Annotated in this window: 12 protein-coding genes; 3 read left to right on the top strand and 9 right to left on the bottom strand. The window is 38.1% G+C overall.

Annotated elements, in window-relative coordinates; translation table 11 throughout:
- From AC6F8J_RS02755 to AC6F8J_RS02720, 8 genes are all read right to left on the bottom strand, one after another.
- Positions 1 to 521, bottom strand: a 521-nt coding sequence (locus AC6F8J_RS02755) for a response regulator (protein ID WP_500720798.1), incomplete at its 3' end; no start/stop codon positions are given.
- A 156-nt stretch (positions 522 to 677) separates the two neighbouring features.
- Positions 678 to 1,109, bottom strand: coding sequence for a EutP/PduV family microcompartment system protein (locus tag AC6F8J_RS02750; RefSeq protein WP_275842418.1), 432 nt, complete (start codon positions 1,107 to 1,109; stop codon positions 678 to 680).
- A 4-nt stretch (positions 1,110 to 1,113) separates the two neighbouring features.
- A complete protein-coding gene (locus AC6F8J_RS02745; RefSeq protein ID WP_500720796.1) occupies positions 1,114 to 1,464 on the bottom strand; it encodes a BMC domain-containing protein in 351 nt (116 codons plus the stop codon).
- Between the two features lie 282 nt (positions 1,465 to 1,746).
- The gene (locus tag AC6F8J_RS02740; protein ID WP_500720794.1) at positions 1,747 to 2,709 is read right to left on the bottom strand and encodes a methyl-accepting chemotaxis protein; all 963 of its coding nucleotides are present in this window, start codon (positions 2,707 to 2,709) and stop codon (positions 1,747 to 1,749) included.
- 20 nt (positions 2,710 to 2,729) lie between these two features.
- Positions 2,730 to 3,656: a cache domain-containing protein gene (locus AC6F8J_RS02735; protein WP_500720792.1), complete on the bottom strand. Its 927-nt coding sequence runs from the start codon at positions 3,654 to 3,656 to the stop codon at positions 2,730 to 2,732.
- Positions 3,657 to 3,988: 332 nt separating this feature from the next.
- Entirely contained in the window at positions 3,989 to 5,434 is a 1,446-nt protein-coding gene (locus tag AC6F8J_RS02730) for a DEAD/DEAH box helicase (protein WP_500720790.1), read from the bottom strand.
- A gap of 95 nt (positions 5,435 to 5,529) precedes the next feature.
- On the bottom strand, positions 5,530 to 6,597 hold the full coding sequence (cobT, locus tag AC6F8J_RS02725) for a nicotinate-nucleotide--dimethylbenzimidazole phosphoribosyltransferase (protein ID WP_500720788.1): 1,068 nt from the start codon (positions 6,595 to 6,597) through the stop codon (positions 5,530 to 5,532).
- Positions 6,598 to 6,744: 147 nt separating this feature from the next.
- Positions 6,745 to 7,698: a substrate-binding domain-containing protein gene (locus AC6F8J_RS02720; RefSeq protein WP_500720786.1), complete on the bottom strand. Its 954-nt coding sequence runs from the start codon at positions 7,696 to 7,698 to the stop codon at positions 6,745 to 6,747.
- Between the two features lie 209 nt (positions 7,699 to 7,907).
- Between AC6F8J_RS02720 and modA the strand changes: the two genes are divergently transcribed.
- Genes modA through AC6F8J_RS02705 form a run of 3 tightly spaced genes read left to right on the top strand, consistent with a single transcriptional unit; the run spans position 7,908 to position 10,476 of the window.
- Positions 7,908 to 8,726, top strand: a complete 819-nt coding sequence (gene modA / locus AC6F8J_RS02715) for a molybdate ABC transporter substrate-binding protein (protein ID WP_500720784.1) — start codon at positions 7,908 to 7,910, stop codon at positions 8,724 to 8,726.
- A gap of 4 nt (positions 8,727 to 8,730) precedes the next feature.
- A complete protein-coding gene (modB, locus tag AC6F8J_RS02710; protein ID WP_500720782.1) occupies positions 8,731 to 9,402 on the top strand; it encodes a molybdate ABC transporter permease subunit in 672 nt (223 codons plus the stop codon).
- Positions 9,403 to 9,408: 6 nt separating this feature from the next.
- Positions 9,409 to 10,476, top strand: a complete 1,068-nt coding sequence (locus AC6F8J_RS02705) for an ATP-binding cassette domain-containing protein (protein ID WP_500720780.1) — start codon at positions 9,409 to 9,411, stop codon at positions 10,474 to 10,476.
- A 45-nt stretch (positions 10,477 to 10,521) separates the two neighbouring features.
- Here AC6F8J_RS02705 and AC6F8J_RS02700 read toward each other — a convergent pair whose 3' ends face one another.
- Entirely contained in the window at positions 10,522 to 12,378 is a 1,857-nt protein-coding gene (locus tag AC6F8J_RS02700; protein ID WP_500720778.1) for a glutamate synthase-related protein, read from the bottom strand.
- Between the last annotated feature and the right edge of the window lie 121 nt (positions 12,379 to 12,499).

Below are 12,499 nucleotides of genomic sequence, written 5' to 3'. Positions count from 1 at the left end.
TTTTCCATACTCAGTTTTCTAATGAGATTGTAGGCCTCTTTGTCGGTTATTCGATTATGATCCATAAGAATACCTTTTGCCCGGTCAATGGACTTCCTGGCTTCTAACTGATTTTTTAGCTTTTCTGTGTCTTCTTTTATTTTTTTGATTAACCGTCCTTTTGCTACTGCAATCTCAATGGTTGGAATAAGGTTCTGGCTGCTGACAGGTTTAACGATATACCCCATGACACCCACCTCTTTGGCTTGCTCCAAAAACTCAATGCCACTATAAGCTGTTAACAATACAACGCTAAGGGCTAACTCTTCATTGATAATGACTTTAGATGCCTTTATGCCATCTAGTATCGGCATCTTCACATCCATAAGCACCAAATCCGGTCTAAGTTTTCTGCACAATTCAACTGCATCGAATCCATCGGAAGCTTGTCCTACTACGTCGTAGCCCTCTTCCTTGAGAATCTCGCTGAGGTCCATCCTAGTAATAAGTTCATCGTCGGTTACTACTATTCTGCACTTCATTCTATTGTCCTCCTTAAATGTATTGAAAGGGTTGGTTAAGGCTTCAAAACCATATAGTTGAACTTTCACAGACAGGATAGTTATGAATGCATCAACATAATCTATTTCTGTTTGTGAATCTAGTGAAACTTGGTTTTGACCTTTAACCAACGGTGGTTAAGGCTTCAAAACCATATAGTCTTCAAGTTCTTCTAGGCCTAAACCCATTATTGCACTTATTTCAAATATTTTTTCTGCGCCTGCCAATGTAAGACAATCCCTTGCATAATCTATATCTTTTATTTCTTCATCTATTTTTGTTACAATACCTACTACTGGCTTTGTAAAAACTGACGCAAAATTCGGAGAAAATAGACAGTTTTTGCTACTTGCGTCCTGAAACAATAGTACCATATGACAGTCACAAGATGCAACAATTAAGGCATTATTGTATCTTCGACTTTCTAAGTACTCGCCTGGTGTATCAATGATGGTATCATAGTATTCCATAGCTTGGGTTTTTTTGTATTTTAGACTTGCTTTCATCATCGCTTGGACAAATGTGGTTTTACCCGATCCCACAGCTCCTATTAATAGAATTTTTTTCATAGCGCTATGATTTGGTGACCATTGTCGGGGTAAATGACAATACATTGGTCAATATATTCAGTATCTCATTTAAGGCGGATTCTATACTGGATATATCGCCTGTAACAACCAAAGAACCGCTAAATCGATCAATAAAACCAATATCTACACTTGCAGCTTTGGTAGCAACATCAGCTGCAATAATAACCGCTTCACTGGGCGTGATGGTAAGGATACCTATGGCATCACTATGCTCATCTGCCAGACCTAATTTCATGTAGATGCTCTTTTGTGGTTTTGCGATGATATGGGCAAGGGTTACTTGTTTTCCCGGAACATATTCTTGAATAATTCTTTGTTTTTCAAAGTTTTCCATAGATTTCATTCCTTTATGAGATTTTTCCCTAAAAATACAAAAAGCTGCTACAAAGCATAGTGATACGCTTCATTGCAAGCTTCTTCGCTTTTTCATTGCACTTCGCCGTGCAACGATATCGGTTTTTCATAATTATAGCATCCTGAGCATTCAAAGTCAATGAAAGTGTTTTCTTTAGTTGATACCAAAAAAAGATGCTTGAATCACACAACATCTTTTTTTGGTATTTAAGCTATGGTAAAAGTGCCAATATTGTAGTATTGATTTTTTTATTTTTTCTAATTATATTAGGCCATGATCAAGTTCGAATTTGGATACTACTGTTTGCATGGATTCTGCCAATTGAGCTAAGGTTTCACTGGCTTCAGCGATTTCTTGAATAGCAGCTGTTTGTTCTTCAACGGATGCTGAAGTTTCTTCTGTACTGGCGGCGTTTTCTTCAGAAATTGCTGATAAGCTTTCAATAATACTTACAATATCATCCTTCTTGACGCCCATCTCATGACTGGCATTGTTCAATCCTTCCATAACCATTTTCATGCCTTCTAAAGCTGTTGAAATACCTTCAAACTTTTCATTCGTACTATCAACGCTTTTTGCTTGGGATGATATTATCCCTTCTACTTCTTTAATCGTTACAACCGATTGCTCTGTTTTACCTGAAAGCTCTTGAATGATGGATACTATTTCATCCGTAAAACTATTGGATTGTTCTGCAAGCTTTCTAATCTCATCCGCAACCACAGCAAATCCTCTTCCGGCTTCACCAGCTCTAGCCGCCTCTATTGCTGCATTGAGTGCTAGAAGATTAGTTTGACTAGCTATGTTTTTAATCATCTGACTGGCATTTTCTATTTTTGTAGCGCTTTGGCTCGTTTCAAAAATAACATCATGTATATCCCTTGTCGCTTTTTCACTCGCTTTGGTTTTATTTACAAGCTCAAACAACACTCCAAGACCTTCATCTTTAAGTCTATTTACTTGATTTGCCGCATCATTCAACTCTTTAATGAAGTGTAGGTCTTGTGAAATTAAGCCACTTAATTGATTCACACTGGTTGCACCATTTTCTGTCTCTTTTGCTTGATCCGTTGCACCAATAGCCATTTCTTCAACCGCTCTGCCAACTTCATCTGCCGCAACTGCTACTTGTTGACTTGTTGATGTTAGTTCCTCTGACGTAACGGCTACTTGTCCTGAAGTATCTAGAATCTCCTTCACCAGTTCAATAAAATTATCTCGCATCACTGTAAGGGATACAGCAATCACACCAATCTCATCACTTCTTTTTGCGTGCTTTTTAATGCTTTGATCCCCTTTTTTGTCAAATCATAATGTGAAAGTCTATCTATATAACTTGATAAATACCGAATAGGTTTTGCAATATAGTTACCAATTCCAAGTGTCCAGTTTGTTTTGGGTATTGGGCTCATGGCTGTAATTCTTCTTCTTCCGGAAAGTTCATAATTGGCAAGACCTGAATTTCCAACACCAAGTTCTTGAAATGCAAGACCAAATGCCTTTAATACTCCATCCGTTTCAATGTCATTGAAGGCATTACTTTGTTCAGTTACATATTCTCTATTGGGATGAGCATCTATCGTACTGTCGGTGCCAACAATGAAAGCATAGCCATTGTCTCCAAAGCATAATTGATCCGTCAATTCACTCAAGGATGTCCCATCACGTGTGCCTATTAAGGCACCCACAGCCATTCCATTGGCGTTAATTGGAACGGCATCGATAAATATAGGTTCACCAGTTATTCTGCTGATGACCACATCTGAAACACTTCCCACGCCATTCAGTGCTTTTTGTACATAATCTCTGTCGTCTACTGCCACTGTTTCACCACTTAAAACAAATCTAGCGGTTCCATCTGGTAATACCACACCCATATCTTGATAGCCTAATCTTTCGATATCGTCCATCAAAGATGCTTTTTGTTTTACCCATTCCATACTACTGATTTCCTCTTTCAAAGAAATCTCATTAAGAACAGCCAGTCGTATATCTATTAGAGCTGTAATTTGTTCTGCTACTTCACTTGAATACTCCAACATCGCCTCTTCTGCCGTCTTGATAACAATGCTAGAACTAAACTCAACAGCTGTGAGTCCGAGTGTAATGGATATAAAGACGATGAGAAGTCCTACAAACAGTGCAATACGTTTTGATAAATTTATTTTCATTTTATATTTTACATATTATAATTGGTTTTGATATTTTGTGATTAAAACCAAACACAATATATGCTCCTTTCGAAGTCATTCTATTATAAGTTTCATCAAGAATTAAATGTCATTTCTTAATCTAAAACAACAACTTAATTTCCTAATAATTAGGATATAATACTTAGTGCCTACAGTAAATAGGTCTACGGTTTTATTTATAGTTATTATCAATAAATAATAACTATTACTTAGTTGGTTTTCACTAGTAAATATAGTCTGCATTCTAGAAAAATAAAAACTCAAATGACCTTTAAGCCAGTTGAGTTTTTTCTAATTGATAATATGAAGGGTTACTTGACTTTCTTAATCTTAACATCCCTGCCTTTGACTTTGACCTTGTTTAGTCCTTCTTCCACCATCTGGCCTTTATGATTAAAAATCTCCACATAGGTACAAGCGTCTTGAATGTCAATAATACCGATATCTTCAGATGTAATCCCAGGTAGATTGCTGATTGCGCCCAGTACATCACCGGCACGCATCCTTTTCTTCTTTCCGGCATTGATACGCAACCTTGTAATATCCTTATGAAGCTGATCTTTCTTTTCTCTTTTTGCTTTTGGCTTGTCTTTTGCTCCACTTGTCCTAGTAATAGCTTTTTGTTGCAATGCTTTCTGATCTTCTATTGGGACCTTATAGCCTATATATTCTTGAATTTCATCCCATTTTCTCTGATCATGGGTGGATACAAAAGTAATGGCACGGCCTTCTTCACCAACACGTCCTGTCCGACCGATTCTATGTACATAGTTTTCATTGTCTAGGGGCACGTTATAGTTGACCACCAAATCAAGGCTATCTACGTGAATCCCTCTAGCCGCCAGATCTGTCGCTATCAAATAGGTGACTTCTCCCTCTTTGAAGGTTGAGATCGCTCTTAGTCGATCTTTCTGAGCCATACCACCATGAAGGGCCATACAGTCATATTTGCCTTTGATAAGTTTCTGGACCAATTGATCTGCTTTGATTCTTGTGTTACAAAAAATCAAGCAACTCCTTGGTTTCAGTTCTTCCATCAACTTCGTTAAGAGCATGAACTTCCAATCATCTGCGACTTGGTAAGAGACTTGTTTGATTTGGTCTATAGGTGCTTGGGTCGATGCCATCTCTATACGCAAGGGATTCATCATATGCTCCGAACATATGAACTCTATCTCCGGTGGCATGGTGGCTGAGAAAAGAAGGGTTGTACGTTCCTTGGGTATTCTCTTAATAATCGCCTCGACATCTTCAAGAAAACCTCTTTTTAGCATTTCATCCGCTTCATCGATGACCAGATACTTGATTTGTTCTAATACTAGATTTTTTCTTTTAATCAAGTCTCCAAGACGCCCAGGCGTTCCGACGACAACATGAACACGTTGTTTTAACTGCCTGAGTTGAATATGAATTGGCTGCTTGCCATAGATTGGCAGGCAACGTATTTTCTTATATCTGCCAATACTTGCAATCTCTTCACAGACTTGAACCGCAAGCTCTCTTGTAGGTGTAAATACGAGTACCTGTGGTAGGTTCTCATCCATCTCTAGCTTCTCGGCTATAGGAATACCAAAAGCCGCCGTCTTACCACTTCCTGTCTGAGATTGTACAATCAAATCCCTTCCCTCAAGTATATGGGGCATAACCCTATCTTGAACGGCCAAAGGCTGATTATAGCCAAGTACATCTAATGCCTTACCAATCTCATCACCGATCTTATACCTCTTAGCAAATTCATTATGTATCGTTTTTGTCATGGTGTTTTTTACCTTCCTTTACTACTCTAGTCGTTACTTAATCAAACGAATCTCAAAATAAAGTAGATGGTAAAGCTATGGTTACCACTTTTCTTTTATCTTATATCAACTAAATAGTCACTAATAATGGTTGCTTCTTCAAAAGTAGCCATATTATTCATGACGGATAAACCCGTTTCAATGATATGAAAAGCTATAGGACATCCCGTACCTTCTCCTAATCTCATTTCCAAATATAGCATAGGGTTAAGTCCCATTTTTTTCATAATACACATATAACCAGGTTCCAGTGAACAATGAGATGGAATTAAAAAGTCTTTTACTAGGGGATTTATTTTATAGGCTACGAAAGCTGCTGTTGCAGAGATAAAACCATCTATTACGATAGGTACTCTGTAATACGCAGCACCTAAAAAACAACCAACCATTCCAGCAAGATCTAATCCCCCGACTTTGGTTAATACATCAATCGGATCACTCGAATTGGGTTGATTAAACTGGATGGCTTCTTCAATTACGCTTTTTTTGTGTTCAAAGGCTTCCTCCGTAATTCCACCACCTTTGCCAACCGAATGACTTGCACTCGATCCTGTAAGGGCCATAAAAACAGCACTACTACAAGTGGTATTGCCAATTCCCATTTCTCCCGTTCCAATAAGATCATAGCCTTCCTTTACTAGGTCTTTAACCATTTCAATACCGATTTCAATGGCTTTAATCACTTCTTCGCCTTCCATTGCCGGTCCTTTAAGAAAGTTATTTGTACCGTAACGAATCTTTTTTTTAACCAAGTTTATACCATCAATATCGCTCATAATCCCTATATCAACTACACGTATGTCCGCATTGTTTACCTTACTAATAGCAGAAATACCTGTTATACCCTTTAACATATTTAGCGACTGAATCGCTGTAACCTCTTGTGGTGCACAGCTTACGCCTTCTGCACATATACCATGATCTGCTGCCATAATAATCGTACATTTTTTATGAATTTCATTTTTCACATGCCCTGTTATACCTGCAATCTGAATGGCGATTTTTTCCAAGGTGCCTAAGCTTCCTAATGGTTTAGCAAGTGAATCCATTCTTTTTTGTGCTTCCAACATTACCGGTTCATTAAGTCCCGTAATCTCTATTAATATTCGATCTAATAATCCCATTTTATTACTCCTCTTAATGTAGGTTTGACTCTTTTTCAATAATACCGTCTTAATCTTTATCAACGCGTTCATATTTATGCTATAGTCAAAGTTAATACCCTCTATACTATTTGAGCTTAAATAAACTTAGTTTTGACCCTTAACATATTAGGTTTCTGCAACAATATGACCCATCTCACTTATATCATATCCACCAACGCCAATAAACTCCGTCTTAAATTCTTCTGAATTAAGGATTTCTAGAATTGCTTGTATTTGAGGTGTTCTTATATCTTCCTTCTTAACAACCAACTCGTATCTCTCTTTCTGTAATGGTATAAAGTCTATTCCATCCACTTGACGAGCTATTTTTTCACTTCCAATACCTACATCTGCCCCGCCCCTGGCAACTGTGCTTGCAACTGTAAGGTGGGATTGAGACTCCCTTTTATAACCTTTAATTGTACTCCCATAGATTCCAAGCAATCGCAAATGTTCATCGAGAAGCACACGAGAACCTGCACCTTTTTCTCGATTGATCATGGTAATATCCTCTCTTTTTAAGTCATTCCATGTTGTAATATTTTTGGGATTACCTTTTGCCACATAAAATCCTTGCATTCTATAAGCAAGATGTATGATAACCGTAGGTATTCCGGGAAGCAAACTTCTTACGTATGGGATATTGTATTGCCCCGTATTGCTATCCCATAAATGGGCTGATGCAACTTGAATCTCTCCTTGATATAAAGCAAAAAGACTGCTATAGCTACCAATATAGGATCGAAGGGTTGGTCCTCCTTTGGGATGACGTTCGATATAATTGGATAAAACATCTAACATAATATCTTGACCACATATAACAAAATTACCACTAAAAGCATTGCCTTTAGGTTTCAGATGGCCTTCTGTTTTTTCGTCCTTATCAAGTACCATAACCGTTGGCTGAAGTTGTTTTGATCTTGCAATATAGGCTTCTACATCTTCTAGAGTAAACCTGACTTTCCGACCAACTTTATAAGAATTGATTTCACCTCTTTTTATCAATTCATAGACTGTGTTTTTTGCAATCTTCAATAGTTCCGCTACTTCTTGAGCCGTAAGTGCACTTTGATTATCCATAGCATCCACCTTCCTAACATATTGGATATAATGCTTGTGATTATATCACGTTTCGTCACGTTTGACAACTTCAAGCGTCTTGTCCCTTGACTTTTAATCCTTATCTACGTATAATATGTACAAAATAATAATAATTATATATCTTTATAGTGTGTTTCATATTGTTTTGTTCACATTCAACTTGATCAACAATACGAGGGGGGAGAAGAATGAAAAAAAACTTCTTAATACTTTTTCTAATTATATCCATTATGAGTTTACACGGTTGTAATACTAAGGGAACTATCGCTTCTACCAAGGATAACCCTCGTGAATCAGCCGACTTGATGACTCAAGAAAAAGGTACATTGACTGTTGCTGCAGCTTCATCACTAACAGAGGCTTTTACTGAAATAGGCACAGCCTTTGAAGCCTCGAACAACTGTCGTGTTACCTTTTCTTTTGCCTCAACCGCCACCTTAAGCGAACAAATTACTAATGGTGCGCCTTTTGACGTCTTTACTGCTGCAAATGAAAGTGCCATTACAAGCCTTGATGCAAAAGGTCTGATTCTTCCAAAAACAAGACAGATTTACGCCATCGGTCGTATCGGTATTGCAAGCCATAAAGACCGTGGGATTGAAGCAACAGCAATAGATGATCTTAGGGACCCAAATATCAAAATTATTGCCATCGCCAGTCCTGATCATGCACCTTATGGATTAGCAGCAAAACAAGCCATTGAAACCGCAGGTTTATGGGAGACGCTCGAACCCAAAATCGTTTTTGGTAAGAACATAGCAGAAACACTTTCCTACCTAACGACCGGCAATGCAGATGTCGCTATTATTGCACGCTCACAAAAGGATGAAGCGACACTTAATTATAGTATGATTGATTCCGATATGCATGCACCTTTAACCCAAGCCATGGCGGTGGTAAGTGATACCGATAACGAAGCACTGGCAAGAGCCTTTGTAGCATTTGTGAATGGTCCAAAAGGCAAAGAAATAATGCATCAATATGGCTTTGTAACACCTGAGGAGTAAACTTATGAATAGTGTTAATCTTTTTCCGCTCTACTTATCTTTTCGTGTTGCCTTCACCGCAACGCTGATCAGCTTCTTATTCGGGCTTCCTGTCGCTTATTTTTTGAGTAGGGGTCGTGGAAAAGCCGTAGATTTTGTGGATACTTTAACCAATTTACCCGTTGTATTACCGCCTACAGTTCTTGGCTATTATTTACTTGTTCTCTTAGGAAGGCAATCGCCTATTGGGGCTTTTTTAGAGAACAATTTTGACATAAGGATTGTCTTTACCCCAACCGGTGCTATTATCGCATCTACTGTCGTCTCTATTCCTTACTTGATTAAGGCCTCAAAAACGGCCTTTCTTGAAATCAATGAAGACTATCTTAATGCTGCTAGACTCCTTGGTCGAAGTGAAATGAACGTCTTCATTACCGTAGTTATCCCCATCGCATGGCGTGGTATCGTGGCCGGTCTTACAATGTCTTTTGTCCGAGCACTCGGCGATTTTGGAACCACCTTAATGGTATCAGGCAGCATTCCCAACAAGACAATGACCATGCCCATCGCCATATATGATGCCCTGCAAGCCAGCAACAAAGAGATGGCCAACTTGCTCGTCTTTATTATGACCAGTATTGCCATTATTGTCTTGTTTACCATCAATCAACTCGAAAGAAAGATGAAAAAGGGGTGAGTGAACATGCTTGAAGTATCTTTTAAAAAGTCCTTAGGAAAATTCACCCTCCAAACTTCCTTTGCTGCCGATAAAGGCGTACTAGGTATACTTGGTGCCTCCGGTTGTGGTAAAAGCATGACCTTAAAATGCATCTCCGGACTTCAAACACCGGATAGCGGAAGTATTCGACTTAACGGTACATTATTATACGCCTATGAATCCAAAGTCAATATACCTTCACGAGAACGTAACATAGGTTATGTTTTTCAAAACTATGCCTTGTTCCCTCATCTGACAGTAAGGCAAAATATCGCCTATGGTATGAAACACTTTGAAAAAAATCTACGTACACAGAAAGTAACTTATATGATTGAGAAGATGCAACTAAAGGGTCTTGAACATCACTATCCCTCTCAGCTATCCGGCGGACAACAACAAAGAACGGCTCTGGCAAGAACACTCATTACAGAACCGGACTTGCTACTCTTAGATGAGCCTTTTTCTGCCCTAGATAGTCATATTAAATACTTATTGGAAAAAGAGTTGATGAAAATAATCAAAGAGAATTTTAATGGTATTGTATTGCTTGTGACTCATAACATTGAAGAAGCTTACCGCATCTGTGACCAGATTATGATCATGGATCAAGGTCAGAATCTTCAACTGGGTCCAAAAGAAGACATCATTAACAAACCCATTAACTTGACCACAGCTAGAATAACCGGGTGTAAGAATATACTGGACGTGTCCATCCTAGAAAAACACAAAGACTACCTCTTGCTTAAGTCCAAAAACCTTATTTTTAAAGCCGCAAATAACCAAATACCCTTATCCGACTCTATGCTGGCCGGTATCCGAGCCCATCACCTTAAGCTCTATATTGAAACAACATCTATGGATAATGTATTTGATTGTGAAATCATGGATAAAATAGATGGGGTTTTCTCAACGACGATTATTGTTAATTGTGGTGGCAATGTGCTTCAACTACAAATCGCTAAAGCCTCATGCCCCCACATATTAGAATCAAACAATAACAAGATCAAATTGCACATACCTATGAAGTATGTTTTCTTAATGAAAAATGAATAATAGATATGCTTTTATCTTTTTATAACAAGGGACTACCATAATACATCAAACATGTTTAATATCTGTATTTATCGAGACTTCATTATTAATTGTCATAAGGTCATCCACATCGAGCTGATGTATATCATCTTTTCCATTTGTTCTGGCAAAAACTTCTAACTCATTTGCTGTTGCTGTATAAAAGTTTACAAAATGCTGAATGGATTCTTTCATATTAAAAACACTTCTTAGATCTTCATCTTGTGTTGCTATACCTACCGGACAAGTACCTGTATGACAAACTTTAGATTGAAGGCAACCAATAGATATCATAGATGCCGTAGCAAGTGCTATTGCATCTGCACCTAACGCTATACCTTTGGCAATATCAGAGCTATCTCTAAAACCACCGGTTATACATAAAGAGACATCACTCTTAACTTGATCTAGATATTTTCTAGCTCTTCTAATTGCAAATATTGGTGGCATTCCAACATTATCTTTTAAAAACTTAGGCGAAGATCCAGTAGCACCACCGCGACAATCAATCGTAATGAAATCCGGATTTGCTTGTAGTGCAAAGGCGATATCTTCTTCAATATTTCCCGCTGCAAATTTTATACCAATCGGAACTCCGTCTGTGACCATGCGTATACGTTCAACTCTTTTAATAAGATCTTCTAGAGAATCAACACCGGCCAATCTTCCTGGAGAAATAGATTCCTCTCCTTCTTTAAGCCCTCTAATCTTTCTTATTTCTGGCGTAATTTTACTCGCTGGCAAATGTCCACCTAATCCCGGCTTAACACCTTGGCCTATTTTTAATTCAACAGCATCTGCCTTCTTCATGATTTCTTCATCATAAGAAAAATGTGCTGTTCCTTGTTCATAAATATATATTTTTGCCGCCTCTCTAGATTCTAACAACATACCCCCTTCTCCCGAACACATAGCTGTCCCGACAATGGCACTACCGCTAGCTAAAGCAATCTTAGCTTCTCTTGATAAAGCGCCAAAAGACATATGGGATACATAAAAAGGAAGGTTGAGGGTTATAGGTTTTTTGGCCGTCTTACCGATTACCGTCTTCAGATTCACCGGAACATCTCCGTTAAGAGGCATTCTGTGAAGTTGGCTACCCTTAAACAAAATTGTTTTAAAATCCGGGAAAGTTTCAAGGGTCCTCATAGCAGAGTTTTCGCTTTTACCGGTTTTTGCTAACTTCTGAATTGTGGTGTACTTGTTATCGTATTTCTCATCATCTATGGTTACTTTGTCCAGTTTTTTTTTAACCTTACCGTCATCTTCAAATTTTTCATACCAATGTTGTCCATTACAGAATGGTTTATTCTTCGAATGACCACAGCGACAAAGCGCATAATGTTCCAAGGATTCAGGCGTATCATCATCCTTTAATTCAATGGAGCCTTTAATCACATAGGGTCCATCTTTAGTGATCATCACCTCCGGGGTGTCCGAAAACGAATCATATTTAACATCATCTATCGTATAGCTTAGTGCGCCGGAAGGACATTTTTTTATGGTCTCCATGACTTTTTCAACTGACTCTGCATCCGGATCTATCCATGGTTCTGTACCCATCCTAAAGACTTTAGGTAAACCATCTGTACAATACCCTGCATGGGAACATATGCCTCTGTCATCATGAATGGTTATTTTTTTCCCTCTGTAAGTATCCGAATGTCTTGGTTGTCGGTCAATTGACTTATCGGTTTTAAAATCGATTTTACCGTGGGTCCCATCACAAAAAGGTTTTATTTTTGATTCTCCACACCGACAGAAGGATTTAGTAGGTGCATCTATAGGTACATTTATACCGACAGATTCCTTGATTTCCTTCAGATTAGATATCACATAAGGTCCATTTTTAACGCTGGTTATAGTTATATTATTTTTTTTCATACAATCTCCTCATAGTATGAACCCATATTTAGCTTTCTAGCTTATGATATAGATTCTCAATACTTTCTTCTTTTGTAAGAATACGTTTATAAAGATCCCTTAAAATACTTTTATCTAATGT

It is taken from the genome of Petrocella sp., from assembly GCF_059865615.1.
The sequence above is the reverse complement of the archived record's forward strand: the minus strand, read 5'-3'. Positions and strand labels throughout refer to the sequence as shown.